Origin of the sequence: Micromonospora trifolii, assembly GCF_050516465.1 — a bacterium.
Taxonomy (GTDB): Bacteria; Actinomycetota; Actinomycetes; order Mycobacteriales; family Micromonosporaceae; genus Micromonospora; species Micromonospora trifolii.
In genome coordinates, this window is record NZ_CP191526.1 from 312,577 (window position 1) to 338,415 (window position 25,839).

Sequence of the window (25,839 nt, forward strand, 5' to 3'; positions counted from 1 at the left end):
CCCGACGTACCTCACCGGGTCAACGAGCGCGGGGGCGGGAACGACGCGCGGTCAGCGCGGCGCCGCGAAGACCTGCGTCCAGTACGGTCCGTTGCTGTTGGCGATGCCGACGCCGATCTCGGTGAACGCGCAGTTCAGGATGTTGGCCCGGTGGCCGGAGCTGTTCATCCAGGCGTCCATCACCGCAGCCGGGGTCTTCTGGTTCCAGGCCACGTTCTCGCCGTAGGTGCGCCAGGTGTAGCCGACCCGGTCCAGCCGGGTGCCGGCGTTGCTGCCGTCGCTGCCGGTGTGCGACATGTTCTGGTTGTCGGCCTGGTCCTGGCTGTGCCGCTGGGCGGCCGTCATCAGCTTGTCGTCGATGCTCAACGCCTTGCAGCCGGCCTTGGCGCGCTCGGCGTTGACCAGGTCCACCACCTCGCGGGCCTGAGCGCTGACGGAGCCGCTGGAGCCGTTGGAACCAGTGGAGCTGCCGGTGTTGCTCGGCGCGGTGCTGCGCTCGACGCTGCGGCGCGACGCGGCGGTGCTCCGCGACGTCGCCGGCGTGGGCTTGACGACCTTGCTGGGCGACGGGCTCGGAGACGCCGGGCTGGGGATGGTGGACGGGGAGGGTGCGGCGAGGGTGTCCAGCACCGGTTCCCCGGTCGGCGCGGCCGACGTGGCGAAGGAGTCGTCGACGGCCGTCGGCTGCGCGGCCCCGTCGTCACCGCCGGGCAGGGTGAGTGCGCCGACGCCGAAGCTCACCACGAGGGTGGCGGCTGCGGCGGCGCCCCCGATCATCAGCGGCCGGCGCCAGCGGCGTGGGGAGCGGTGCCGTCCCTCGCCGGGCCGCCCGGTCTCGGCGGCGCCGCGCCAGCCGTCGGTGGTCTCCGGGTCGGTGTCGGTGTGCCAGCCGCCGGGCGCCTCGGCGCGCCGGCCGCCGGTGGTGTCCTGGGCTTGGTGGCTGTCGCCCCAGCCGCCGGTCTCGCCCTCCGGCTGGTAGGCCTCCCAGGCAGCGGTGTGGGCGTCGGCCGCCTCGGCGGGGATCGCCGGGTCCGGCTGCCGGCCGCCGGGGGGCTGCTCCCGGTGCCACTCGTCGCCCGGCTGACCGGGCTCGTCGCCGAAGAGGTAGGCCGAGCGGGGCTCCGGGCGGTCGTGCAGCCAGGCCGGCTCGTCGGTCGGCCCCTCGGCGCGCCGGGGTGCGCCGTTCGGGTCCATCGGATCGGTCCAGCCGTACACGCCTATGCCTCCAGGGGTTGGTTGCGGGCCGAGGTGACGCTACGGCGCGCCTACGACCTGCGGCAACGTGGCTAAGAAAGAGTTAAGGGGAAGTCGGACGCCAGGGTGCGGACTTCCGCAGATCCGGGCGTACAGTAAAGGCGTCCGGACAGAGAGTGTCCGTGCCTTGCGGCAGCCCCCCGACAAGTGGACAGGTCGACGTAGAGATGATCTACGGCCTGCGAGAACTTGACGAAGGAGGGGTTTGCGGCTCAATATATAGGTGTCGCCAGTCGCGCCCGGTCATGCCCAGATACAGCCTGGAATGACAGCCGCGTACAAATGGGCGCGCGTTGGCCGGCCTTTCCGGCAGCGCATATCAAGGAGTCAGCATGGCGAAGGCCCTCTACGGCCACGTAGGTGCAGCGCCCGACCGGCGTCTGCTCGACGAGGTCACCCGACTGCGTGCCAGGGTTCAGGCACTGGAGTTCGAGATCACGCGTCTGCGTGCCGACAATGATCGGCTCGCGGCGGCTGCGGCGGAGGCGGACGATCTGCTCCGTCTGGCCGAGCCGGCGCTGACCTGATCTTCAGGTCGTAAAAACTGAATCGCACCATCGCAAAAATGCGCGCCGACACCTCTGTGCCGGCGCGCAACACTGTCCGGCACCTTTTCGGCGCCGACGATTCATGATCTTGCGGCCGATCGTGTGGGAACAGCGCCGCACAGTTACCGAAAAGCGCGTCGGCGGATAAGCCGATCATGAAAGGCGCTTGTCTTTATCGTGGTCGACGGAACAGCAGCGCGCCCACGGTCGACGCGACACGGGGCGGGTCGCGTGCCGGGCCGCTCCCACCGCCGGGTTAGTCTGCGAGTTCACCCAGGTCCCCACAGCCGGCGACGGTACGGCGGCCACCGGACGAGGATCGAGTAGGTGTATCTCAAGAGCCTGACGGTGAAGGGGTTCAAGTCCTTCGCCTCCGCGACGACGTTGAAGCTGGAGCCCGGGATCACCTGCGTGGTGGGCCCGAACGGCTCGGGCAAGTCCAACGTGGTCGACGCCATCGCCTGGGTCCTCGGCGAGCAGGGCGCCAAAGCCCTCCGTGGCGGCAAGATGGAGGACGTCATCTTCGCCGGCACCGCCGGCCGGGCGCCGCTGGGTCGCGCCGAGGTCACCCTCACCATCGACAACACCGACGGCGCGCTGCCGATCGAGTACACCGAGGTCTCCATCACCCGCCGGATGTTCCGCTCCGGCGAGAGCGAGTACGAGATCAACGGCAACTCCTGCCGGTTGCTCGACATCCAGGAGCTACTGTCCGACTCCGGCATCGGCCGGGAGATGCACATCATCGTGGGGCAGGGCCGCCTCGACGGCATGCTGCACGCCAAGCCGGAGGACCGCCGGGCGTTCATCGAGGAGGCGGCCGGCGTCCTCAAGCACCGCAAGCGCAAGGAAAAGGCGCTGCGCAAGCTCGACGCGATGCAACTGAACCTCAATCGTTTGACCGACCTCACGGCCGAGCTGCGTCGTCAGCTCAAGCCGCTGGGTCGGCAGGCCGAGGTGGCCCGGCGCGCCGCCGCCATCCAGGCCAACCTGCGCGATGCCCGGCTGCGGCTGCTCGCCGACGACCTGGCCACCCTGCGGACCACCCTCGACCGGGAGATCGCCGACGAGACCGCCCTGCGCGAGCGGCGCGAGCAGATCGAGGGTGAGCACACCGAGGTGCAGGGCCGGCTCGGTGAGTTGGAGGCCGCCCTCGCTGAGGACGCGCCGCTGCTCGCCGCCGCCCAGGACACCTGGTACAAGCTCTCCGCCCTCCAGGAACGCTTCCGCTCGATCGAGCAGTTGGCCCGGGAGCGGCTGCGGCACCTCAGCGCCACCGGCGACGACGAGCGGCCCGGCCGCGACCCGGACCAGCTGGAGGCCGAGGCGGAACGCGTCCGCGAGCAGGAGGAGGAGCTGCGCGGCGCGCTCACCGACGACCAGATCCGACTGGCCGAGGCGGTCGAGCACCGCCAGGAGTTGGAGCGGCAGCTGGCCGCCGCCGAGCGCGAGCTGGTGGCCGCGGCCAAGGCCATCGCCGACCGGCGGGAGGGGATGGCCCGGCTCACCGGCCAGGTCAACTCCGCCCGGGCCCGGACCACCAGCGCCGGCGAGGAGATCGAACGCCTCGCGATCGCGCACGCCGACGCGCTGGGCCGCGCCGAGCAGGCGCAGGCCGACCTGGACGCGGTCGCCGCCCAGTCCACCGAGGCCGACCGGGACAACGCGGACCTGGACGCCCGGCACGCCGAGGCGGTCGCCGTGCAGGAACGGGCCCAGGCCACCGTTCGATCGCTGTCCGACGCCGAGCGGGCGGCGGAGAAGGACGCCGCCACCTGGAAGGCCCGCGAGGAGGCGCTCGCCTCGGGGCTGCGGCGCAAGGACGGCGCGGGGGCGCTGCTCGCCCGCGCCGGCGACGTGCCCGGCCTGCTCGGCAGCCTCGCCGGATTGCTCACCGTCGCGCCCGGTCACGAGGCCGCGCTGGCCGCCGCGCTCGGCGGCCTCGCCGACGCGGTCGCCGTCAGCGGGGTGGACGAGGCCGTCGAGGCGATGCGGCTGCTGAAGATCTCCGATGCCGGCCGGGCCGGACTGCTGGTCGGCAGTCCGGCGGGGCCCGGCATGACCGGCTCCGCCGACGCGCTGCGACCGAAGCTGCCGGACGACGCCCGGTGGGCGCCCGACCTGGTGGAGTGCAGCGCCGAGCTGCGTCCGGCGGTGCACCGGGCCCTGCGGGACGTGGCGCTCGTCGACGATCTCGCCGCCGCCGCGGAGCTGGTCGCCAGCAACCCCGAGCTGCGGGCGGTCACCCCGGACGGTGACGTGGTCGGGGCGTACGCGGCCGCGGGTGGGTCGGCCAAGGCTCCCAGCTACATCGAGGTGCAGGCCGCCGTCGAGGAGGCCCGCGCCAACCGGGTCACCGCCGAACGCGCTGGCCTGGAGCTGCGTGATCAGTTGGTCGAGGCGCGCGCCGAGGTGGCCGCCGCCAAGGAGGTCGTGCAGCACGCCGCCGCCGAGAAGCGCGAGGCGGAGAGCCACCGCAACGCCGCCGCTCGCCGGCTGGCCGAGCTGGGGGCGGCGGCCCGCTCCGCGAAGGCCGAGACCGACCGGCTCGGCGACTCCCGCTCCCGCGCCGAGGCCGCACGGCAACGGGACCTCACCGCGCTCGCCGAGCTGGAGGAGCGGCTACGGCTGGCCGAGGAAACCCCGGTCGACGCCGAGCCCTCGACCGAGGAACGGGATCAGCTGGCGGCCATGGTGCCGCAGGCCCGGCAGAACGAGATGGAGGTCCGGCTCGCCGTGCGTACCGCCGAGGAGCGGGTCTCCTCGATCGCCGGCCGGGCCGACTCGCTCGCCCGGCAGGCCACCGCGGAGCGGGCCGCCCGGGAACGCGCGGCGGCCCGGCGGGCCGCCCGCGCCCGTGGTGCGGGCATCGCCCGGTCCGTCGCCGGCGGCGCCCGGGAGGCGCTGACCCGGCTGACCACCTCGATCGCGACGGCCGAGGAGCACCGCGACGCGGTCGCCCTGGAGCGCGCCGCGCGGGAGGCAGAGCTTCAGGAGGTACGCGGGGCCGCCAAGCGGCTCGCCGCGGAGTTGGAGCGGCTGACCAGCCAGGTGCACCGCGACGAGGTGGCCCGGGCGGAGCAGCGGCTGCGCATCGAGCAGTTGGAGGCGAAGGCCGCCGAGGACTTCGGGCTGGACGTGGAGACGCTGGTCGCCGAGTACGGTCCGACTCAGCCCGTTCCGCCGACCCAGGTCGACGTCGCGACGGCCGAACGTGACGGTCTGCCGGTGCCCGAGCCGGTGCGCTACGAGCGGCCGGTGCAGGAGAAGCGGGCCGCGAAGGCGGAACGCGAACTCGCCCTGCTCGGCAAGGTCAACCCGCTCGCGCTGGAGGAGTTCGCCGCGCTGGAGGAGCGCTTCAAGTTCCTCTCCGAGCAGTTGGAGGACCTCAAGGCCACCCGTCGCGACCTGCTCACAGTGGTCAAGGACGTGGACGAGCGGATCCTGGAGGTCTTCGCCAGCGCCTTCGAGGACACCGCCCGGGAGTTCGAGCAGGTGTTCACAGTGCTCTTCCCCGGTGGTGAGGGGCGGCTGATCCTCACCGAACCGGACGACCTGCTCACCACCGGCGTCGAGGTGGAGGCCCGCCCGCCGGGCAAGAAGATCAAGCGGCTGTCGCTGCTCTCCGGTGGTGAGCGGTCGCTGACCGCGGTGGCCATGCTGGTGGCGATCTTCCGCGCCCGACCCAGCCCGTTCTACATCATGGACGAGGTGGAGGCGGCCCTGGACGACGTCAACCTGGGCCGGCTGATCCTGTTGCTGGCACAGTTGCGCGAGAAGAGTCAGCTGATCGTCATCACGCACCAGAAGCGGACGATGGAGATCGCCGACGCGCTCTACGGCGTGACCATGCGCAGTGGGGTCACACAGGTGATCAGCCAACGGCTCAACCGGGCCGACGAGGACGACCAGCGGCGCGGCCGCGGCGAGGAGAACGGGTAGTGGCTCGGGAACGCGCGACGGCGCTCCTGCTGGACTTCGACGGCGTACTGCGCCGGTGGGACCCGGCGGTGGCCGCCGTCGTCGAGCGGGAGTACGGCCTCTCCGAGGGGGTGCTCGGCGAGATCGCCATGCAGTGGGGGCGGCTCCAGCCGGTGCTCACCGGTCAGGTCAACCACGCCGAGTGGATGAACAGCGTGGCGGACGCCCTGAGCGAATCGGTGGGCAGCCCGGAACGGGCCCGCGCCGCGGTGGAGCAGTGGCAGAGCTACCGGGGAGAGGTCGACCAGGAGGTGCTGGCGTTCGTCCGGGAGGTCCGTGCGGCGGGCGTCCGGGTCGGGCTGGGCACCAACGCCACCGACCTGCTCGACGCCGACCTGGCCGCGCTCGGCCTGGTCGGCGAGCTGGACGTGGTGGTCAACTCCTCGGTGATCGGCGTGCACAAACCCGCCCCGGAATACTTCAAGGCCGCCTGCGTGGCCCTGGCCACCCCGCCGGCCCGGGTCCTCTGCGTCGACGACGAGGACTGGGCCGTGCGGGGTGCTCGGTCCGCCGGGCTGTCGGCGCACCGCTGGGGCGGCCACGCCGACCTGCGTTACCTGCGGGCGGCCCTGGACTACTGAGCGCTGTCACTCGCCGGTGACGCCGTCGATGCGTTCCCGGATCAGGTCGGCGTGGCCGTTGTGCCGGGCGTACTCCTCGATCATGTGCACGTACACCCAGCGCAGGTTGAAGGTGCGCTTCTTCGCGCCGACCTCGGTGAACGTCTCGTCGAGCGCGTGGCCGGCGGCGGCCTCGCGGGCCAGCGCCACCTCGCGGTGGAAGATGGCGAAGTCGGCCTCGGCGTCGGCGGCGCTGACGTCGTGGTCGGCGTCCGGGTTCTCCGGGGTGAAGTACGGGTAGTCGACCTGCTCGCCGGCGAAGTTCTCCCGGAACCACCAGGCCTCGACCTCGGCCAGGTGCCTGACCAGGCCGAGCAGGGTCAGCCCGGACGGTTCCACGCTCGGCGTCCGCAACTGCTCCTCGGTGAGGCCCGCGCACTTGAGCAGCAGTGTCTGTCGGTGGTAGTCGAGCCAGCCGTCGAGCATGGTGCGCTCGTCGCCGACGTACGGTTCGGGGGTCCGGGTGATCTCCGGTGCGATCCAGGTCATGCCGCGCATCCTGCCCGGCACCTCGGACACCCCGCGAGGGGTTATCAGGGCACCACGACGACCGGCCAGCGGCCGGCGCGGACCAGCCGGGTGGCGACCGAGCCGACCAGCCGATGTCCGGCCTGCTCGGAGGCACCGACCACCACCATGTCGGCCTGGAACTCGTCGGCCGCCGCGCGCAGCTCGCCGTACGCGTCGCCGCGCCGCACCAGCAGTGTCACCGGGATGCCCCACTGCTCGGCCCCGCGCCGGCACTCCCGGCGCAGCTCGTCGGCCAACTCGTCGTGGGTGCGCTGGACCGCGCCGGCGTCCATGCCGGGCACCAGGGCGGTCAGCCCGCTCGGCGAGCTGACGAAGACCACCACCAACGCGGCGCTCTGTCGACGGGCCAGGCCCGCGGCGTAGGAGCCGGCCCGCTCGGAGGTCCGGGTGCCGTCGACACCCACCATGATCACCCGAGGCCCGTCCGTGCCGCGCTCGAAGGGCAGCGGTCGGGTCCGGGGGCCGTACTCCTCGCGGTCCGGTGCTCCCACGCCCATGGCTCTACCTCACCTCTGCTCGCCGGTACGGATCACGGGTGAGCCGGCGCCGGCAGCGACTGTCGATTCCCGCTCGACCTCGTCGGAAACCGGGTTGCCGTTGTGCTGGCGCAGCGGCACCTCCTTGATGAACGCCACCGCGATCAGCGCGATCAGCGCGAACGGGGCAGCGGTCAGGAAGATGTCACCGGCGCCGTGGCCGTATGCGCTCTCCACCACCGCCCGCAGCGGGCCGGGCAGGGTGTGCACGTCGGGCAGGGCACCGCCGCTGCCCGAGCTGGAGGCGGGGATACCGAGTTGGGCCAGGCCGTCCGCGGTGTAGTCCTTGACCTTGTGGGCGAGCACCGCGCCGAGGGCGGAGACGCCGATCGCGCCACCCAGGCTGCGGAAGAACGCCACCACCGAGCTGGCCGCGCCGAGTTCGTGCGGGCCGACGGTGTTCTGCACGGCGAGGACCAGGTTCTGCATGGTCATGCCCAGGCCGACGCCGATCAGCAGCATGTAGACGCTGAGCAGTGTGAAGCTGGTGTCGGCGCGCAGGGTGCCCATCAGCGCGAAGCCGATGGTGAGCAGCGCCGACCCGATCACCAGGTACCTCTTCCAGCGGCCGGTCTTGCTGATGACCCTCCCGATGACCGTGGAGGCGACCAACAGGCCGAGGATCATCGGCAGGGTCATCAGACCGGACATGGTCGGGCTCTGCCCGCGGCTGATCTGGAAGTACTGGCCCAGGAAGATCGACGCGCCGAACATGCCCACACCGACCGCGATGCTGGCGACGACGGCGAGAGTGATGGTGCGGTTGCGGAACAGCCGCGGCGGGATCATCGGCTCGGCGGCCCGGGTCTCGACCCGGATCGCCAGCGCGCCGAGGAGCAGCGCGCCGACGACCATCACGGCGCTCTGCCAGGAGGCCCAGGCGAACTGGTCGCCGGCGAGCGAGACCCAGATCAGCAGCACCGAGACAGCCGCGGTGATCAGGGTGGCGCCCCACCAGTCGATCACGGCCTTCCGCTTGACCACCGGCAGGTGCAGGGTCCTCTGGAGCACGATCAGGGCGAGGATGGCGAACGGCACTCCGACGTAGAAGCACCAGCGCCAGCCGAGCCAGGAGGTGTCCACGATCACGCCGCCGATCAGCGGGCCCCCGATGGTGCCGACGGCCATCACGGCGCCGAGGTAGCCGCTGTAGCGGCCGCGTTCGCGGGGCGCGATCATCGTGGCCATGATCACCTGGGCCAGCGCGGTGAGGCCGCCGGCGCCGACGCCCTGGAGCACCCGGCAGGCGATCAGCTCACCGGTGCCCTGGGCGAGGCCGGCCAGCACCGAGCCCAGCACGTAGATCCCCAGGGCCAGCTGGACCAGGGTCTTCTTGCTGGTCAGGTCGGCCATTTTGCCCCAGATGGGGGTGGTCGCGGTGGTCGCGAGCAGGGCCGAGGTCACCACCCAGGTGTACGCGGACTGGCCGCCGTGCAGTTCGGTGATGATCCGCGGCAGCGCGTTCGAGATGACCGTGGACGAGAGAATCGCGACGAACAGGCCCAGCAGCAGACCGGAGAGTGCTTCCAGGATCTGCCGGTGGGTCATGGTCACGGCGGTCGCCTGGGAAGGCACTGTCGCCTGGCTCATCGTTTGTTGCCTCCGAGCGGAGTCGAGGTGGAACGGCGGCGGGCTTGGTACACGGGCCGCCTGAGAGTTGCCTGAAGCAACCGTATGCCTTGGTTGCCTGAAGCAACAACTTGTCGGACCGGCGCGCTATTCCCCGGGTCTGTGCGCCTACCTGCCAGGAGTCCCTGGCACTGGGCGGCTACTGCCAGGAGTCGTTGAACCGGCCCAGTAGCCGGGCGAACTCCTCGATGTCCCGCTCCGGCCAGCCGTCCAGGGCGCGCAGGAACTCACCCAGCCGGGCCGCGCGGGCCACGTCGAACCGGCGCTGCCCCTCCTCGGTCATGCTGATCTGCGCGGCCCGCCGATCGCTCGGATCGGGGTCGCGGTGCACCAGACCGAGGACCTCCAGCGCGTTGATCTGCCGGCTCAGCGTCCCCTTGCCCACGCCCAGCCGCGCCGCCAACTCGGTCAACCGGATCGACCCGCTACGCCGCAACCAGAGCAGCAACCCGTAGGTGTTCGGCTCCAGGTTCGGGTGCACCTCCCGGGCGATCTCCCAGGAGACCGCCCGGCCACGGCGCAGCAGAGCGGTCAACTCGTGCTCGACCGCCCGGATCGGCTCCGGCAGGTGATCGTCCACGGCGTAGAGACTACGGCGCGGCAGGCTCGCCGTCGCCGGAGAGTCGACGCCGCATCACCGGGCGTAGGTGCCCGTCCTTGGTGGTGCCCTCGATGACCACGTCGGCCCCGCGCCCGTTATGGGTCAGGGTGGCGACCGCGTTACCGAAGTACGGGCCGGCCAGCTTGCGCCAGCGCACCCCCGGCCGCCGTACGCCCGCCGAGCGGGCCAGCGCCCGGGTGGCCCCGGCCGGACCGGGCGACCAGCCCAGCCGCATCAGCGGACGGATGCCCGCCGGCACCTGGTTGTGGATCGGCGAACAGGTGAGCTGGTGCACCGGAGTGACCACCGCCGGGTCCGCGAACCGGGCCCGCGCCACGTACGAGTGGTGCACGTCACCGGAGAGCACGCTGATCGACGCCGGTGGGGCGTACGCCGGGCCGGCCCCGATCCGCGCGCCGGACTGCCGCGGCGTGCCGGTGCCGATGCGGGCGAACGTCTCCGCGAGCGCCTCGAAGGAACGCCGGAACGCCGCCCAGTGCTCCAAATCCAGGGCGCGGCGCAGCTTCTCCGCCCCGCGCGCCACCCACGGTCGGCGTGAGTCCGCCAGTTTCTCGTTCCACGCCTCGATGTGGTGGATGCCCTGCGGCAGCAGCCAGGGCAGCGAGGCGCCCACCACGAGGTGGTCGTAGACCCCGTGCGCCTGGTCGAGGAACCAGGCCCACTCGCCGGGCGGCAGCATCGCCCGGCTGTTGGGCTCGAGCACCCGGCTGCACCGGTTGTCCAGCATGACCAGCCGGGTCCGGCCCAGGTCCAGTGCGTAGCTCCACTGATACTGCACCGCGCGCCAGCGCTCGGTGTCGTGCGCCAGGTCGGACTCCTGGTCGACCCGGTGGCCGAACTCGCGCAGCACGCTGGTGGCGTCCTCGGCGGCGGCGACCTTCGCGAAGACCGGGTCGGCGACGATCTCGTCGGGGGAGAGGTTGCCCAGGTGCTGGTAGACCCAGTACGAGGCGAGCCCACTGCCGATCCGCTCCTGCCACCACGGCTGCTCACGCACCTCGGCTCGCCACGCCGCCGAGGTGTTCCAGTCGTCGATGATCTCGTGATCGTCGAAGATCATCACGCTCGGCACGGTGGAGAGCAGCCAGCGGATCTCCGGATCACGCCAGGACTCCAGGTAGAGCTTGGTGTACTCGTCGAAGCTCACCACCTGGTCGGCCGGAGCGCCCTTCGGCCGCCGCCGCCGTCGACGCAGCAGCCGGCGCACGGTGGGCGAGGTGACGTCGGCGTAGACCTGGTCACCGAGCAGAACCAGCAGGTCGGGCAGCGGATTCGACTCCGGGTCGGCCATCAACCGCCGGGCGTACGCGTCCAGCGCGTCCGGTGGCAGCTTGCGGGTGGTGGCGTGCTGGGTGGTCTCCCGGCACGAGCCGAAGATCAGATTGACCGGCTGGTCCCGATCGTCGGCGGCCCGGGTGCGGATCACGCTGGGCGGGAAACCGCTGCTCGGCACCGGCCAGACGATCTCGTCGTCGACCAGCACCTCGTAGGTGGTCTCGCTGTCCGGGGCAAGGCCCTCCACCACCACGAGGGCGTAGTGGTGGTCGTACGCCGAGAAGGTGGGCGCGGTGCCGGTGGCGCCGCTGGCGGTGCGGACGGTGACCACGGCGGGCGCCGCCGTCTCCACCCAGATCGTCGCCCGGGTGTCCACCACTCGCCGCAGAAGTGGGCCGATGAGGAGGTGTGCGGCGGGCATGCGGCCGAGCCTACCGCCGGTCTCCGGCGCCGGCCGGGTGCGGTGGCTGAGACGCCGAGCACCGCTCGAGGTGCGGTGGCTGAGACTCCGAGCACCGCTCCGGGCACGGCTCGGGGTGCGGTGGCTGGGACGCCGCCGCCCGCATCTGACAGGATTCCGGCATGGCCGAATATCTCGTCCTCGCTCTGGTCCTGCTCGGTGTGCTGATCGCCGGCACAGTCGGGCTGGTCGTGCCGCGATTGCGGCGACGGCCCGAGCCCCCGTTGCCGCGCACGGAGGTCGACACCAGGGCTGAGGAGGATCTCGCCGGCCCGCCGGTCGAGGCACCGGAGTCCGATCTGTCCACCGGCGTCCTGGTCGAGCCGCCGCCGGTGCTCGAACCACAGGTCGAGGTCCCCGAGCCGACCGCCGGGCGGCTGGTCCGGCTCCGCTCGCGGCTGTCCCGCTCACAGAGCGTGTTCGGCAAGGGCCTGCTCGGCCTGCTCGCCCGTGACCACCTCGACGAGGACGTCTGGGAGGAGATCGAGGACAGCCTGATCACCGCCGACGTCGGCGTCGACGCCACCCGCGACATCGTCGACCGGCTCCGCGAGCGCACCCGGGTGCTCGGCACCCGCTCGGCCTCCGAGCTGCGGGCACTGCTCGCCGCCGAGCTGGTCAACGCGCTCGACCCGAGCCTGGACCGCTCGTTGCGGACCGCCCCCAAGGACGGCGTGCCGGCGGTGGTCCTCGTCGTCGGCGTCAACGGCGCAGGCAAGACCACCACCTGCGGCAAGATCGCCCGGGTGCTGGTGGCCGACGGTCGCAGCGTGCTGCTCGGCGCGGCGGACACCTTCCGGGCCGCTGCTGCCGACCAACTGGAGACCTGGGGCTCGCGCGTCGGCGCGGAGACCGTCCGGGGGCCCGAGGCCGCCGACCCGGCCAGCGTCGCCTTCGACGCCGTCAAGCGCGGCATCGACACCGGCGTGGACACCGTGCTCATCGACACCGCCGGCCGCCTACAGAACAAGGTCGGCCTGATGGACGAGCTGGGCAAGGTCAAGCGCGTGGTGGAGAAGCAGGGCCCGATCGACGAGACACTGCTCATCCTGGACGCGACCACCGGGCAGAACGGCCTGGAGCAGGCCCGGGTCTTCACCGAGGTGGTGAACGTGACCGGTGTGGTGCTGACCAAGCTCGACGGCACCGCCAAGGGCGGCATCGTGATCGCCGTGCAGCGCAAGCTCGGCATCCCCGTGAAGCTGGTCGGCCTCGGCGAAGGCAAGGACGACCTGGCCCCGTTCGACCCGGCGCAGTTCGTCGACGCGTTGCTGGGGACCGAGGCCACCGGCCGGGACGCGTAGTCTCGGGTGACCACTGACGATCGCGCGTACGCGGGCTGGCGTGACCCCGGCCATCCCTCGCAGCGCCTCGGGAGACCGTACGTGACTTCGCAGGAGATCCCGCTGCACGGCGGCAACGTGAGCACCGTTGTCCGCGTGGGTGACACGGTGCGGCGCAACGCCGGGCCGTGGACCCCGTCCGTGCACGCGCTGCTGCGGCACCTGGAGTACGTGGGGTTCACCGGCGCCCCCCGGGCGCTCGGGATGGACGAGCGCAACCGTGAGGTGCTGTCGTACCTGGAGGGGGAGTGCGGAGAATATCCGCTCGCCCCGCACTGGGTGACCGACGAGGCCCTGGTCACCGTCGCCACCATGCTGCGGATGTTCCACGACGCGCAGTACGGCTTCACCCCTCCGCAGGCGGCGGTCTGGCGCTCGTTCGGGCCCCCACCACCGGACACCGAGGTGATCTGTCACCACGACGCCGCGCCGCACAACGTGATCTGGCGTCCGGACGGCACCCTCGGGCTGATCGACTTCGATCTCGCCTCACCGGGAGCGCGGATCTACGACGTGGCGTACGCGGCCTGGACCTGGGTGCCGATCTTCGCGGACCGCGACTCGATCACCCTGGGCTGGAAGCACCCGGACCGGCCCCGCCGCCTCCGGCTCTTCGCCGACGCGTACGGGCTGATCCCCCGGGACCGGCACCGGCTGATCCGGACCATCCGTAAACGGATCGTGGACCACGTCGAGGGGATCCGCCGGATGGCCGCCGCCGGTGAGCCGGCGTTCGTCCGGATCGTGCACAAGGGTCACCTGCGTCGCCCGATGCGCGATCTGCGGCTGCTCGACTACGAGCGGCACACCCTGGAGAACGCCCTCCGCTGAGCGCCGGTCGGGCGATGCTCGGCCGGGCGCGTCGAGCGCACCGGTCGATGCCATTGACCGGTCAGCCATCGACGAGCGCCGTCCGGTCGATCCACAGTCGTCCATGCTGATGACTGTGCGGAGTTCGTGACACGTCCGAAACAACCCGTCACGAAACGGAAACCCGCACGGGACCCAAAGTGAAACAGCCGGCCGCGAAGCTTCCGCGCAACCGGCCTACGGGCGACGCTGCCCCGGAAAGCCGCGAAGGAGGACTTCACCTTTTAGGAGGCCAGCGTGCCTGAAGCACCGACGATCGACGGCGCCAATACCACGTGGCTGCTGGTTTCGACCGCGCTCGTGCTGCTCATGACCCCCGGACTGGCGCTGTTCTACGGCGGCCTCAACCGGGCCAAGGGCGTACTCAACATGATGATGATGAGCTTCTCGGCTATCGGGCTCATCTCTATTCTGTGGTGGTTCTACGGATTCAGCGTCGCCTTCGGGGCCGACGTGAACGGCTTCTGGGGCGACCCGGGCGCGTACCTCGGCACCAAGACCTTCCTCGCCGAAACCGACCTGTGGGGTGCCACGGCGGAGAACCCCAGCGGCATCGGCGTTCCGCTCTACGTGTTCATGGCCTTCCAGATGGTCTTCGCGGTGATCACCGTCGCGCTGATCAGCGGTGCCATCGCCGACCGGGCCAAGTTCGCCGGCTGGCTGCTGTTCGCCTTCGGCTGGGCCACCCTGGTCTACTTCCCGGTCGCTCACTGGGTGTGGGGCGGCGGCATCATCGGCGGCGACATCCACGCACTGGACTTCGCCGGTGGCACCGCGGTGCACATCAACGCCGGCGCGGCGGCCCTGGCCGTGGTGCTGGTCCTCGGTAAGCGGCTCGGTTGGCCGCGTGAGGGCATGAAGCCGCACAACATCCCGTTGGTCGCGCTCGGTGCCGGTCTGCTGTGGTTCGGCTGGTTCGGGTTCAACGCCGGCTCGGAGCTGACCGTCGACTCGGTCGCCGGCCTCGCCTTCATCAACACGCAGCTCGCCACGGCGGCGGCGGTGCTCGGCTGGATCGCTGTCGAGTGGGTCAAGACCCGCAAGCCGACGATGGTCGGTGCCTCGTCCGGCGCCGTCGCCGGTCTGGTCGCCATCACCCCGGCCTGTGGCTTCATCGCACCGTGGGCGTCCGTCCTGCTCGGCATCGTCGCCGGCGCGGTGTGCGCGCTCGCCGTCAGCCTGAAGTACAAGCTCGGCTACGACGACTCGCTCGACGTGGTCGGTGTGCACTTCGTCGGTGGTTGGATCGGGTCGCTCTGGCTCGGCCTCTTCGCCACCAACTCGGTCAACGCCGCGATCACCGACGTGGTGGGCGCCTCCGACGGCCTCTTCTACGGCGGTGGCGCGACCCAGCTCGGGCGGCAGGCCCTCGCCGGCCTGATCGTCACCGCCTGGTCGTTCGGCATCGCCTGGGTGCTCGCCTTCGTGATCGAGATGACGATCGGCTTCCGCGTCAAGGGCGAGGCGGAGGTCGAGGGCATCGACATCGCCGAGCACGCCGAGAGCAGCTACGACCTGTCCCCGGCCGGCGGCGGCACGGGCAGCGCGTTCGCGATGGCCGGCATCGGCACCCCCGGTGGCGGCGCGACGAGCGGTGCCAAGCCGGAGGCGGAGCCCGCCGAGCCGGTCAGCGAAAAGGTCGCCGGTTAACGTTCCTGGGATGGAGGGGTTGGACATGAAGCTGGTGACCGCAGTCATCAAGCCGTACCAACTGGACGCGGTGAAGGAGGCCCTGCACGCCCTCGGGGTGGCCGGGCTGACCGTCAGCGAGGTTCAGGGGTACGGGCGGCAGAAGGGGCACACCGAGGTCTACCGGGGTGCCGAGTACACGGTCGAGTTCCTGCCCAAGATCCGGGTAGAGGTGCTCACCGATGAGATCGACGTCGACAAGGTGGTCGACGCCATCGTCGGAGCGGCCCGCACGGGCAAGATCGGTGACGGCAAGGTCTGGGTCACCGGTGTCGAAGAGGTCGTCCGGGTGCGTACCGGCGAACGCGGCCTCGACGCACTCTGACCGCGGCCACTGACATGACCTCGTTGATCAAGAAGAACGCGTCAGGACCCGCCGATGACGGTGACGCGAACCTCTTGATCAACGAGGTCGTCGGCCTTCCCGGGGGGATCGGGGAAGCGGCCCGGCGGGGGCGGGCCGCGGCGTACGACTCGTTCCTGCGGGGGTTGCTGCCGGCGCGGGACGGGGTGGCACTGCTGGCCGTCGGGGGTCTGGGTCGGCGGCAGTGTGCCCCGTACAGCGACCTCGACCTGGTGCTGGTGCACGCCGGGGTGCCCGGCACGGACGAGTTGGCCGCCTCGGTCTGGTACCCGATCTGGGACGCGGGCCTGCGGCTCGACCATTCCGTGCGCACCGTCGCCGAGGCGCTCTCGGTGGCCCAGGACGACGTCAAGGTCGCCCTCGGGCTGCTCGACGCCCGGCTGGTAGTGGGGGACCAGGCGCTGGCCGACGCGCTGATCCGCACCGCCGCCGATCACTGGCGGCGCACCGCCGTCCGGCACCTGCCCGGCCTGCGGGAGGTCACCGAAGCCCGTTGGCAGGCGCACGGTGAGCTGGCGTTCCTGCTGGAGGGCGACCTCAAGGAGGCCGCCGGTGGTCTGCGTGACGTGGGGCTGCTGCGGGCGATCTCCGCGGCCGGTATCACCGACGCGCTGCGCCCCGCCGTACGTGCCGCACACCTGCGCCTGTTGGACACCCGCGACGCCCTGCACCAGCAGGTCGGCCGACGGGTGGACCGGCTGGTCGCCCAGGAACGCGACGGAGTGGCCACCCTGCTCGACCTGCGACGACTCCGGCCCGGCGCGTCTGACGCCGCGCGGCAGCCTGGAGCCGTCGTGGAAGACGGCGACGCGCTGCTGCGTCGGGTCGCCGGTGACGCCCGCACGGTCAGCCACGCCCTGGACGACGCCTTCCGGGCCGCCGACCGGCTTCGCTCCGGTCGCTCCCGGGGCGGGAACGGCCGCCCGGCCCGCCGCCCGGTCGCCCGCGACGTGGTGGAACACGACGGCGAGCTGGTGCTCGCCCGTACGGCGATCGGGGCACGCCCCGACCCGAGCCTCTCGCTGCGGGTGGCCGCCGCGGCGGCCACGACTCGAATCCCCATCGCGCGGGCCACCTGCGAGTGGCTGGCGGCGTACTGCCCGCCTCTGCCCGCCCCCTGGCCGGCCGAGGCCCGGGCCGCGCTGATCACCCTGCTCGGCGCCGGTGCCGGCCTGGTGCCGGCCTGGGAAACCTGCGACCGGTACGGGCTGGTCGACGGCTGGCTGCCCGAGTGGACCCGGCTGCGCAGCCTGCCCCAGCACAACCCGGTGCACCGCTTCACCCTCGACCGGCACCTCGTGCAGACCGCGCACGAGGCCAGCCGGCACGCCCGCGAGGTGGAGCGCCCCGACCTGCTGCTCCTCGGCGCTCTCCTGCACGACATCGGCAAGGGCCTCCCCGGTGATCACAGCACCGTCGGTGTGCCGGTTGCCCAGGCGGTGGCCACCAGGGTCGGTCTGCCCACGGCGGAGGTCGAGCTGATCGGCAAGCTGGTCCGGCTGCACCTGCTGCTGCCCGACGTGGCTACCCGCCGGGACCTGGCCGACCCGGTCACCATCGCCTCGGTGGCCGAGGCGGTCGGTGACACCGGCACCCTCGACGTGCTGCACGCGTTGGTCCGCGCCGACGCGGCGGCGACCGGGCCGGCGGCCTGGTCAGACTGGAAGGGCCGACTCGTCGCCGAGCTGGTCGCCCGTGTTCGCACCGCGCTGGACACCGGCGTACTCCCCGAGCCACCCGCCCCGGACCCGGAGCTGCTGGCCGGGCCCCTGCCGGTCGTCCACCTGACCGGCGACCGGGTGTCGGTCGCGGCGGCCGACCGGCGGGGTCTGCTCGCCACGGTGGCCGGCTGCCTGGCGCTGCACCGGCTGGAGGTGATCTCCGCGGACGCCTCCGCCGTCGACGGCCGCGCCCTGGTCGAGTGCCGGGTGCAGCCCCGCTACGGCCTGCCGCCGGACCCGGTCCCCCTCCGCGCCGACCTGCGCCGGGCGGTCGCCGGCGACGTGTCGGTCACCCAACGGCTACGCGGCCGCGCGCTCGCCAGCCGTGGCGGCGGCGCCGCGCCACGAGTGGTCTGGCACCGCGAGGCGGCCACCGACGCCGTACTGCTGGAACTGCGCGCCGCCGACGCCGCCGGGTTGCTCTACCGGGTCGCCTGTGCGCTCGACGAGGCCGGCGCCCTGGTTCGCGCGGCCCGCATCTCCACCCTCGGCGCCGACGTGGTCGACGCCTTCTACCTGGTCGGAGGTTGGCCGGACGACGCCACCCGGGCCCGCCTGGAGGCTGCGGTCCTCGCCGCGGTCTGACACCCCCACTCCCGCGTCGATCTTGCACTTTACGTCCCCGCATACTGCGCAACAGACGTATTGCGGCGACCCAACGTGCAAGATCGCGGGTGGTGGCGGGCGGCGGGTACGTCCGGGAGCGTAGGGGCGGTGCCGCTCGTGGACGCACGTCGAGCGGCATCTGCGCGGGCAGAATGACGGCCATGCGACGAGGCGGGCAGTGGCGGTGGCCGGGGGTGGCGGCGGATGCCGCGCTCGCCCTGGTGCTGCTCGCGTTCGGGTTGCTCGCCACCGGTCTGGCCGGGGACAACCAGCCGGGGTCGAGGCCGGTGGACGCCGCTTGTCGGGTGCTGATCGCCGTCGCCGCGCTCGCCCTGTTGGTCCGGCGGCGCACTCCGGTCGCCGCCCTCGCCGTGGTCACCGTGGCCACCTCGACGTACCTGCTGATCGGCTACCCGTACGGGCCGATTCTGGTCACGTTCCTGGTCGCGGTGTACACCGTGGCCGTGTGCCTGCCGGTGCGACCGGCGGCGCTCGCCACCGGTGGCGCGTTCGTCCTGTTGTTGGCGCACGTCTTCTTCGGCCGGGGGCCGGCGCCGGGTTGGACGGGAGTGCTGCCCGCGTCGGCCTGGGTGGTCGTACCGTTCGCGGTGGGGGTGGTGGTGCGGGTGAGCCGTGAGGCGACCGCGCGTACCCGTGCCGAGGAGGCCCGCAGCCGTGCCGAGCAGGCGCGACGGCAGGCCGACGAGGAGCGGCTGCGCATCGCGCAGGAGGTGCACGACGTGGTGGGGCACGGGCTGGCCGCGATCAGCATGCAGGCGGAGATCGCCCTGCACCTGCTGCCGAAGCGGCCGGAGCAGGCGGAGGTGGCCCTGACCGCGATCAGCCGGACCAGCCGCGAGGCGCTGGACGAGCTGCGGGTCACCCTGGGCGCGGTGCGGCGGGGCGCCGAGCGCGAGCCGGTACCCGGCCTGGCCCGGCTCCCCGTGCTGCGCGACCGGCTCGCCGGGGCGGGGCTCGCCGTCGAGGTGCGCGTGGTCGGTGACCCGCGGGAGTTGCCGGCCGCTGTGGACCTGGCCGCGTACCGGGTGGTGCAGGAGGCGTTGACCAACGTTTTGCGTCACGCGGGGGTGGCGAGCGCGGAGGTGACAGTGGACTACCGCGTCGACGAGGTGACCGTCGAGGTCACCGACCGGGGGGTGGGCGCCGACCGCGCCGGGACGGCTCCGGCCGACGGCGAGGGCGGTCACGGTCTGGCCGGGATGCGCGAGCGGGTCGCCGCGCTGGGCGGGCGGTTGACCACCGGACCGCGCGCCGGGGGCGGGTTCCGGGTGTACGCCGGGCTGCCCGTGGAGCCGACGACATGATCCGGGTGCTGATCGCCGACGACCAGGACCTGGTCCGGCTCGGGCTGCGCGCGCTGGTGGAGAGCGAGGACGACCTGGCGCTGGCCGGCGAGGCGTCCGACGGGCTGCGGGCGGTCGAGTTGGCCCGTCGGGAACGGCCGGACGTGGTGCTGATGGACATCCGGATGCCCGGTATCGACGGCATCGAGGCGACCCGCCGTATCGTCGCCGACCCCGATCTGGCCGGTACGCGGGTGGTGGTGCTCACCACCTTCGAGCTGGACGAGTACGTCTTCGACGCGCTGCGCCACGGTGCGAGCGGGTTCCTCACCAAGGACACCAGACCGGCCGAGCTGCTGCGCGCGATCCGGCTCGTCGCCGAGGGGGAGGCGCTGCTGTCGCCGTCGGTGACCCGTCGGGTGGTGCGGGAGTTCGCCACCCGGCCGTCCCGGGTGCTTCGTCCGCACCCCCGACTGGAGACGCTCACGGATCGGGAGCGTCAGGTCGTCGGCCTGGTCGGCGAGGGTCTGAACAACGAGGAGATCGCCGCACAGCTGGTGGTCAGCCCGGCGACCGCGCGGACCCACGTCAGCCGGGCGATGGGCAAGCTGGGAGCCCGGGACCGGGCCCAGCTCGTCGTGTTCGCGTACCAGTCGGGGTTGGTGTCGGGGTGAGGCCCGGGCCGGGCGACAGCGGCCCTACGGCCGGGCGGTTACCCTAGCGGTGGCCGGACTCCGCAGTGCCGGCCGCGTTGTGCCCGCCGGAACACTGACAAACGGGATGTTCGCGTGTTTGACACCTTGAGTGACCGCCTGTCCGGGATCTTCACCAAGCTCCGCGGCAAGGGGCGGCTCACCGACGCCGACATCGACGCCACCGCGCGCGAGATCCGCCTCGCGCTGCTGGAGGCGGACGTCGCGCTGCCGGTGGTCAAGGGCTTCATCGCGGCCGTCAAGGAGCGGGCCCGCAGCTCCGAGGTCTCCCAGGCGCTGAACCCGGCCCAGCAGATCATCAAGATCGTCAACGAAGAGTTGATCAAGGTGCTCGGTGGTGAGGGGCGACGGCTCCAGTTCGCCAAGCAGCCGCCGACGGTGATCATGCTGGCCGGCCTCCAGGGTTCCGGTAAGACGACCCTCGCCGGCAAGCTGGCCCGCTGGCTCAAGGGTCAGGGGCACCAACCGCTGCTCGTCGCCGCCGACCTCCAGCGCCCCAACGCCGTCGGGCAGCTCCAGGTGCTCGGTGGCCGGGCCGGTGTCGAGGTGTACGCCCCGGAGCCCGGCAACGGCACCGGTGACCCGGTGCAGGTGGCCCGCGCGTCGATCGAGCACGCGAAGCGCGCCGCCCGCGACATCGTCATCGTCGACACCGCCGGCCGCCTCGGCATCGACGCCGAGATGATGCAGCAGGCCGCCGACATCCGCGACGCCGTCTCGCCGGACGAGGTCATCTTCGTCATCGACGCGATGGTCGGTCAGGACGCCGTCCGCACCGCCGAGGCGTTCCGCGACGGTGTCGGCATCACCGGTGTGGTGCTCTCCAAGCTCGACGGCGACGCCCGTGGTGGTGCCGCGCTGTCGGTCCGCGAGGTCACCGGGCAGCCGATCCTGTTCGCCTCCACCGGTGAGAAGCTGGAGGACTTCGACGTCTTCCACCCCGACCGGATGGCCAGCCGGATCCTCGGCATGGGCGACGTCCTCACTCTGATCGAGCAGGCCGAGCAGGCCTTCGACTCCGATCAGAAGGAGAAGATGACCGCCAAGCTGATGGGCGGTGAGCAGTTCACCCTGGACGACTTCCTCGACCAGCTCATCGCGGTGCGGCGAATGGGTCCGATCGCCAACGTCCTGGCCATGATGCCCGGCATGGGGCAGATGAAGGACCAGCTCGCCGACCTGGACGACAGCCACTTCGACCGGGTCACCGCGATCATCCGGTCGATGACCCCGGGCGAGCGGACCAACCCGAAGATCATCAACGGTTCCCGCCGGGCGCGCATCGCCAACGGCTCCGGGGTCACCGTGATGGACGTCAACCAGCTGCTCAACCGCTTCGCCGACGCGCAGAAGATGATGAAGCAGATGGGCGGCATGATGGGCCTGCCCGGCGGTGGCCGCCGCAAGGCGACCAAGTCGCCGAAGAACAAGCGCAAGGGCACCAAGGGCGGCGGTCGTCCGCGTACCGGCGCCGGCGCCGGGATGCCCGCCGGCTTCCCGGGTGGCATGCCGCAGCTCCCGCCGGGGATGGACCCTAACGACCTCGCTGGCGGCCAGGGCCTGCCCCCCGGCTTCAAGCTCCCGAAGATCGACTTCAACAAGCTCGGCAAGGGCGGCGACAACCGCCCCCGCTGACCGTCGTGCCGGTCGGGGGCGACCTGCTCGCCCCCGACGGGGAGTGATCGGGTAGGACTGTGCGCATGGCTCTTCATGTGCGCGGTGTGCTGCTGCCCGATGACGAGGTACGGGATCTCTGGCTGGTCGACGACCGGGTGACCTTCACCCCGGTGTCGGGCGCGGAGACCGTCGTCGACGGCGGTTTCGTGCTGCCGGGGCTGGTCGACGCGCACTGTCACATCGGCATCGCCCGAGGTGGCGCCCCGATCACGTCGCTCGACCAGGCCCGCGAGTTGGCCCACGTCGACCGGGACGCCGGGGTGTTGGCGATCCGCGACGCCGGCTCGCCGTACCCGTACCCCGAACTGGACGACGAGCCGGACCTGCCGCGACTGGCCCGTGCGGGCCAGCATGTCGCCCCGCCGAAGCGCTACCTGCGCGACATCGGCGTGGAGGTCGACGCGACCGAGGTGGCCGCCACGGTGGCCGCGCAGGCGCGGGCCGGCAACGGTTGGGTCAAGCTGGTCGGCGACTGGATCGACCGGGGCGTCGGTGACCTGGCGCCGGCCTGGGACGCGGACACCCTCACCGCCGCCGTGCGGGCGGCGCACGACGCCGGGGTACGCGCCGCGGTGCACACCTTCTCCGAATCGGCCGTCGAGATCATGGTGCGGGCCGGAGTGGACTCGGTGGAGCACGGCACCGGGCTCAGCCTCGACCTGATCGACGAGATGGCCCGCCAGGGCACCGCGCTGATCCCCACAATGATCAACATCGCCACCTTCGGGGGCATCGCCGAGCAGGCGCGGGGCAAGTTCCCCGGGTACGCCGACCACATGCTCGCGCTGCGCGACGGATTCCCCGAGGTGGTGCGTGCCGCGCACGAGGCCGGGGTGCCGATCTACGTGGGCACCGACGCCGGCGGCGGCATCGATCACGGGCTGGCCGCCGAGGAGATGCTGCTGCTGCACGAACGGGCCGGCATGGCACCCATCGACGTACTCGCCGCCGCCTCCTGGGGCGCCCGCGCCTGGCTCGGCTTCCCCGGCCTGGTCGAAGGCGGCCTCGCCGACCTGACCGTCTACCCCGAAGACCCCCGTAGCGACCTGCGCGTCGTCCGCGCCCCGTCCCGCACGATCCTCCGCGGCCGCATCATCCGCTAACCCCCGCAAGCGTCGCCCCCGCCGCGTCGCGCCGTGTGCGCCGGGCCGTGCCGCGCCGCGCCGGGCTGTTCCGCGCCGGGTGCGCCGCAAGATCGTGCTCGAACAAAGAATTAGTGGCCTCGGCGTTTGGGGATGCCACTAGATCCAGGATCGAGCGCGATCTTGGCGGGCGGCGAGGTCAATGAGAAAGATCCCGGCAACATCAGGGATGCTGCTGCCTCCTGCGCGCCTGAGGCAGCAGCATCCGGGAAGTTGCCCGGATCTTGGTGCGGGGTGCGGGGTGCGGGGTGCGGGGTGCGGGGTGCGGGTCAGGGGGCTGGGCGGACGGCGGCGCCGAAGAGGTGTACGGCGAGGTCGGCGAGGGCCGTGGCGGTCTGCTCGATCGGTTCGCGGGCAAGCACGATGTGGCTGACCACCAGACGGACGATGGTGTCGGCGGCGAAGGCCAGCGCGGCCTGGTCCGCTCCGGGCAGGTGGTCGCCGGCCCAGTCGATCAGCGCGCCGGACGCCTCGGTGAGCACCACCTCGGCCCGGGTGGTGAGGTACGGCAGTAGTTCGTCCGAGCCGCCCCGGGCGCTGGTCAGGATGGCCTTGACCAGCGGATTTTCCGCTGCCGTGGTGAGGGTGTGCGCGATAGCCGCGTACGCGCCGGCCCGTACGTCGGTGCCGTGGGCGAGCAGAGCGGCCCGGACGGCGCCGACGAACCGGTCCACCTCGGCGCGGGCGAGCGCCTCGGCCAGACCTGCCTTGCTGCCGAACTCGTTGTAGACGGTCTGCCGGCTCACCCCGGCGGCGTTCGCGACGGCGCCCATCCGGACGCCGTCCCATCCGGTCGCGACGGTCAGCGCGCGGGCGGCGTCGACGATGCCGGTCCGTACCGGGGTGCGGCCCCTCTGCTCAATCATGGTGGTCGAAGTGTAGGACGGGTCAGCGCACCTCGATCTGGTACTGCGCCTCGACCCAGAACCGCCCGCCGTCGGTGCCACCGAAGCTCAGCTCGTGTCGGCCGGGGCCGGGCGGCGGGATCAGCCCCCACAGACCCCAGCAGGAGACCGGAACGGACCACGGCCACATGGTGACGACGTTGTTGAAGAAGCCGCGAACCGGGAACGGCTCGGCCGAGCCGGCCGGTGTCAGCGCGACCGGAAGTCCGTCGAGCTGCGCGTGACCGGTCGCGTCGAGGTCGGCCTCGGCCGGGCCGGCTCCGCCGCCGACCTGCCACCAGCAGAACGCCGGGAAGAAGAGCGGCCGTCCGGCGGGAACCACGCAACTCCGTTGCACAGAGCCACCGTGCGTACCCGCGAGGAACCACACGTCGGCGGGCTGGTGACGCCCGGCGTGCCGTCCGGACGGGTCGGCGATCGGGCTGGTCGGCCGCCGGTGCCGGGCCACCCAGCTCACCCATCTCGCGGCCAGGTGTGCCAGATCGGGGGCCTCGGGCTCGGGGGTGGGAGCCGCTCCGGTGTGCGGATTGAGGAAGGTCATGACGGCAGATGCTAACGATGCCGCGCCCGAGCGCACTGCCCTGACGAGCGGCGCATAGGATGTGCGGTCATGGCACGCGTGCTCACTCCCCGTGCGGAGGATTTCCCCCGCTGGTACCAGGACCTGATCGCCAAGGCGAAGCTGGCCGACAACGGCCCGGTTCGCGGCACCATGGTCATCCGACCGGCCGGCTACGCCATCTGGGAGCGTATGCAGGCTGAGATGGACGCTCGGATCAAGGCGGCGGGTGCGGAGAACGCGTACTTCCCGTTGTTCATCCCCGAGAGCTACCTCAAGCGCGAGGCGCAGCACGTCGAGGGCTTCTCGCCGGAACTGGCGGTCGTCACCCACGGTGGTGGCAAGCCCCTGGCCGAGCCGGTGGTGGTGCGTCCGACCAGCGAGACGGTCATCGGCGAGTTCATGGCCAAGTGGATCGACTCGTACCGGGACCTGCCGCTGCTGCTCAACCAGTGGGCGAACGTGGTCCGGTGGGAGCTCCGTCCGCGGATCTTCCTGCGTACCAGCGAGTTCCTCTGGCAGGAGGGGCACACCGCGCACGCCACCCGTGAGGACGCCCGGGCGTACGCGCGGCGGATCCTGCACGAGGCGTACGAGGACCTGATGGTCAACGTGATCGGCATTCCGGTGGTGGTCGGCCTGAAGACGACGCGTGAGCGCTTCGCCGGGGCGACGGCCACGTACACCTGCGAAGGCATGATGGGCGACGGCAAGGCGTTGCAGCTGGGCACCAGCCACGAGCTGGGCCAGAATTTCGCCAAGGCGTTCGACATCAGCTACTCGTCGAAGGAGGGCGGCCGGGAGCACGCCTGGACCACCTCCTGGGGCACGTCCACCCGAATGCTCGGTGGCCTGATCATGGCGCACGGCGACGACAACGGCCTGCGCGTGCCGCCGAGGCTCGCGCCGATCCAGGCGTACGTCATGATCGTCAAGGACGGCGACGGCGTCGGCGAGGCGGCGGCCAAGCTGCGCGACGGCCTGCGCGACGCCGGTGTCCGGGTCGCGCTCGACGACCGGATCGACACCCCGTTCGGCCGCCGGGCCGTCGACGCCGAGCTGCGCGGCTATCCGGTACGCGTCGAGGTCGGCCCGCGTGACCTCGCTGCCGGTAACGCGGTGGTGGTGCGACGCACCGACGGTTCGAAGACTCCGACGCCGGTGGCGGACGTGGTCACCGCGGTGCTGGCCGCCCTGGAGACCGACCAGCAGGTGCTGCACGACCAGGCGCTGGCCAACCGCGAGTCGCGCACGGTGGAGGTGGCCACCCTGGCCGAGGCGATCGAGGCCGCCGCGACCGGCTGGGCGCGGGTGCCGTGGTCGGCGGTCGGCGTGGCCGGTGAGGCGGAGGCGAACGGTCAGGGCGTCACGGTGCGCTGCCTGCTGCGCGCCGACGGTTCGGTACCGGACTCGGAGGACGAGCCGGATCTGATCGCCATTCTCGCCCGCGCCTACTGAGGTGCGGCCGGGCAACCCTGTCGACCGGTTCG

Annotated in this window: 21 protein-coding genes; 13 read left to right on the forward strand and 8 right to left on the reverse strand. The window is 72.0% G+C overall.

Features of this window, described 5'->3' with window-relative positions:
- Positions 1–51: 51 nt before the first annotated feature.
- On the reverse strand, positions 52–1,194 hold the full coding sequence (locus ACQRWP_RS01480) for a CAP domain-containing protein (RefSeq protein ID WP_430503382.1): 1,143 nt from the start codon (positions 1,192–1,194) through the stop codon (positions 52–54).
- A 392-nt stretch (positions 1,195–1,586) separates the two neighbouring features.
- Between ACQRWP_RS01480 and ACQRWP_RS01485 the strand changes: the two genes are divergently transcribed.
- The 3 genes from ACQRWP_RS01485 to ACQRWP_RS01495 all read left to right on the forward strand — a co-directional run bounded on the left by ACQRWP_RS01485 (position 1,587) and on the right by ACQRWP_RS01495 (position 6,364).
- On the forward strand, positions 1,587–1,781 hold the full coding sequence (locus ACQRWP_RS01485; protein WP_007456482.1) for a hypothetical protein: 195 nt from the start codon (positions 1,587–1,589) through the stop codon (positions 1,779–1,781).
- A 348-nt stretch (positions 1,782–2,129) separates the two neighbouring features.
- The gene (smc, locus tag ACQRWP_RS01490) at positions 2,130–5,744 is read left to right on the forward strand and encodes a chromosome segregation protein SMC (RefSeq protein WP_430500469.1); all 3,615 of its coding nucleotides are present in this window, start codon (positions 2,130–2,132) and stop codon (positions 5,742–5,744) included.
- On the forward strand, positions 5,744–6,364 hold the full coding sequence (locus ACQRWP_RS01495; RefSeq protein WP_430500470.1) for an HAD family hydrolase: 621 nt from the start codon (positions 5,744–5,746) through the stop codon (positions 6,362–6,364). The genes smc and ACQRWP_RS01495 overlap by 1 nt, the downstream gene beginning before the upstream one ends.
- A 6-nt stretch (positions 6,365–6,370) precedes the next feature.
- On the opposite strand, the gene ACQRWP_RS01500 is transcribed toward ACQRWP_RS01495, so the two are convergent.
- From ACQRWP_RS01500 to ACQRWP_RS01520, 5 genes are all read right to left on the reverse strand, one after another.
- Positions 6,371–6,892 (reverse strand): DinB family protein, encoded by a 522-nt coding sequence (locus ACQRWP_RS01500; RefSeq protein ID WP_430500471.1) that lies wholly within the window; start codon positions 6,890–6,892, stop codon positions 6,371–6,373.
- Positions 6,893–6,936: 44 nt separating this feature from the next.
- Positions 6,937–7,431 carry a universal stress protein gene (locus tag ACQRWP_RS01505; protein WP_238681242.1) on the reverse strand — a complete coding sequence of 165 codons (495 nt, stop codon included), beginning with the start codon at positions 7,429–7,431 and terminating at the stop codon, positions 6,937–6,939.
- A gap of 9 nt (positions 7,432–7,440) precedes the next feature.
- Entirely contained in the window at positions 7,441–9,060 is a 1,620-nt protein-coding gene (locus ACQRWP_RS01510; protein WP_430500472.1) for an MDR family MFS transporter, read from the reverse strand.
- 178 nt (positions 9,061–9,238) lie between these two features.
- Positions 9,239–9,679 (reverse strand): MarR family winged helix-turn-helix transcriptional regulator, encoded by a 441-nt coding sequence (locus ACQRWP_RS01515; protein ID WP_430500473.1) that lies wholly within the window; start codon positions 9,677–9,679, stop codon positions 9,239–9,241.
- Between the two features lie 10 nt (positions 9,680–9,689).
- On the reverse strand, positions 9,690–11,417 hold the full coding sequence (locus tag ACQRWP_RS01520; RefSeq protein WP_430500474.1) for an alkaline phosphatase D family protein: 1,728 nt from the start codon (positions 11,415–11,417) through the stop codon (positions 9,690–9,692).
- A gap of 161 nt (positions 11,418–11,578) precedes the next feature.
- Between ACQRWP_RS01520 and ftsY the strand changes: the two genes are divergently transcribed.
- From ftsY to ACQRWP_RS01565, 9 genes are all read left to right on the forward strand, one after another.
- Positions 11,579–12,760: a signal recognition particle-docking protein FtsY gene (gene ftsY, locus ACQRWP_RS01525; RefSeq protein WP_334508007.1), complete on the forward strand. Its 1,182-nt coding sequence runs from the start codon at positions 11,579–11,581 to the stop codon at positions 12,758–12,760.
- A 6-nt stretch (positions 12,761–12,766) separates the two neighbouring features.
- Positions 12,767–13,630 (forward strand): aminoglycoside phosphotransferase family protein, encoded by an 864-nt coding sequence (locus ACQRWP_RS01530; protein ID WP_181518597.1) that lies wholly within the window; start codon positions 12,767–12,769, stop codon positions 13,628–13,630.
- Positions 13,631–13,906: 276 nt separating this feature from the next.
- Positions 13,907–15,319 (forward strand): ammonium transporter, encoded by a 1,413-nt coding sequence (locus ACQRWP_RS01535; protein WP_430500475.1) that lies wholly within the window; start codon positions 13,907–13,909, stop codon positions 15,317–15,319.
- Positions 15,320–15,344: 25 nt separating this feature from the next.
- Entirely contained in the window at positions 15,345–15,683 is a 339-nt protein-coding gene (locus ACQRWP_RS01540; protein ID WP_172862163.1) for a P-II family nitrogen regulator, read from the forward strand.
- Positions 15,684–15,697: 14 nt separating this feature from the next.
- Positions 15,698–18,028: a [protein-PII] uridylyltransferase gene (locus tag ACQRWP_RS01545; RefSeq protein WP_430500476.1), complete on the forward strand. Its 2,331-nt coding sequence runs from the start codon at positions 15,698–15,700 to the stop codon at positions 18,026–18,028.
- Positions 18,029–18,210: 182 nt separating this feature from the next.
- Positions 18,211–19,374 (forward strand): sensor histidine kinase, encoded by a 1,164-nt coding sequence (locus ACQRWP_RS01550; RefSeq protein ID WP_430500477.1) that lies wholly within the window; start codon positions 18,211–18,213, stop codon positions 19,372–19,374.
- Entirely contained in the window at positions 19,371–20,027 is a 657-nt protein-coding gene (locus tag ACQRWP_RS01555) for a response regulator transcription factor (RefSeq protein WP_430500478.1), read from the forward strand. The genes ACQRWP_RS01550 and ACQRWP_RS01555 overlap by 4 nt, the downstream gene beginning before the upstream one ends.
- A 114-nt stretch (positions 20,028–20,141) precedes the next feature.
- Positions 20,142–21,701: a signal recognition particle protein gene (ffh, locus tag ACQRWP_RS01560; protein ID WP_430500479.1), complete on the forward strand. Its 1,560-nt coding sequence runs from the start codon at positions 20,142–20,144 to the stop codon at positions 21,699–21,701.
- A 65-nt stretch (positions 21,702–21,766) separates the two neighbouring features.
- Positions 21,767–22,846: an amidohydrolase family protein gene (locus ACQRWP_RS01565; protein ID WP_430500480.1), complete on the forward strand. Its 1,080-nt coding sequence runs from the start codon at positions 21,767–21,769 to the stop codon at positions 22,844–22,846.
- 308 nt (positions 22,847–23,154) lie between these two features.
- On the opposite strand, the gene ACQRWP_RS01570 is transcribed toward ACQRWP_RS01565, so the two are convergent.
- Together ACQRWP_RS01570 and ACQRWP_RS01575 are read right to left on the reverse strand one after the other, a co-directional pair.
- The gene (locus tag ACQRWP_RS01570) at positions 23,155–23,751 is read right to left on the reverse strand and encodes a TetR family transcriptional regulator (RefSeq protein WP_430500481.1); all 597 of its coding nucleotides are present in this window, start codon (positions 23,749–23,751) and stop codon (positions 23,155–23,157) included.
- Positions 23,752–23,773: 22 nt separating this feature from the next.
- Positions 23,774–24,331, reverse strand: a complete 558-nt coding sequence (locus ACQRWP_RS01575; RefSeq protein WP_430500482.1) for a hypothetical protein — start codon at positions 24,329–24,331, stop codon at positions 23,774–23,776.
- Between the two features lie 69 nt (positions 24,332–24,400).
- Between ACQRWP_RS01575 and proS the strand changes: the two genes are divergently transcribed.
- Entirely contained in the window at positions 24,401–25,807 is a 1,407-nt protein-coding gene (gene proS / locus ACQRWP_RS01580; RefSeq protein ID WP_430500483.1) for a proline--tRNA ligase, read from the forward strand.
- The last annotated feature ends 32 nt before the right edge of the window (positions 25,808–25,839 follow it).

Excerpts from the sequence above, each read along its gene's own strand:
- ACQRWP_RS01570 (WP_430500481.1), bottom strand. The coding sequence starts at position 23,751 with ATGATTGAGCAGAGGGGCCGCACCCCGGTACGGACCGGCATCGTCGAC.
- ACQRWP_RS01550 (WP_430500477.1), top strand. The coding sequence starts at position 18,211 with ATGCGACGAGGCGGGCAGTGGCGGTGGCCGGGGGTGGCGGCGGATGCC.
- proS (WP_430500483.1), top strand. The coding sequence starts at position 24,401 with ATGGCACGCGTGCTCACTCCCCGTGCGGAGGATTTCCCCCGCTGGTAC.
- ftsY (WP_334508007.1), top strand. The coding sequence starts at position 11,579 with ATGGCCGAATATCTCGTCCTCGCTCTGGTCCTGCTCGGTGTGCTGATC.
- ACQRWP_RS01510 (WP_430500472.1), bottom strand. The coding sequence starts at position 9,060 with ATGAGCCAGGCGACAGTGCCTTCCCAGGCGACCGCCGTGACCATGACC.
- ACQRWP_RS01485 (WP_007456482.1), top strand. The coding sequence starts at position 1,587 with ATGGCGAAGGCCCTCTACGGCCACGTAGGTGCAGCGCCCGACCGGCGT.
- ACQRWP_RS01540 (WP_172862163.1), top strand. The coding sequence starts at position 15,345 with ATGAAGCTGGTGACCGCAGTCATCAAGCCGTACCAACTGGACGCGGTG.
- ACQRWP_RS01505 (WP_238681242.1), bottom strand. The coding sequence starts at position 7,431 with ATGGGCGTGGGAGCACCGGACCGCGAGGAGTACGGCCCCCGGACCCGA.
- ACQRWP_RS01575 (WP_430500482.1), bottom strand. The coding sequence starts at position 24,331 with ATGACCTTCCTCAATCCGCACACCGGAGCGGCTCCCACCCCCGAGCCC.
- ACQRWP_RS01480 (WP_430503382.1), bottom strand. The coding sequence starts at position 1,194 with ATGGACCCGAACGGCGCACCCCGGCGCGCCGAGGGGCCGACCGACGAG.
- ACQRWP_RS01500 (WP_430500471.1), bottom strand. The coding sequence starts at position 6,892 with ATGACCTGGATCGCACCGGAGATCACCCGGACCCCCGAACCGTACGTC.
- ACQRWP_RS01565 (WP_430500480.1), top strand. The coding sequence starts at position 21,767 with ATGGCTCTTCATGTGCGCGGTGTGCTGCTGCCCGATGACGAGGTACGG.
- ACQRWP_RS01555 (WP_430500478.1), top strand. The coding sequence starts at position 19,371 with ATGATCCGGGTGCTGATCGCCGACGACCAGGACCTGGTCCGGCTCGGG.
- ACQRWP_RS01520 (WP_430500474.1), bottom strand. The coding sequence starts at position 11,417 with ATGCCCGCCGCACACCTCCTCATCGGCCCACTTCTGCGGCGAGTGGTG.
- ACQRWP_RS01545 (WP_430500476.1), top strand. The coding sequence starts at position 15,698 with ATGACCTCGTTGATCAAGAAGAACGCGTCAGGACCCGCCGATGACGGT.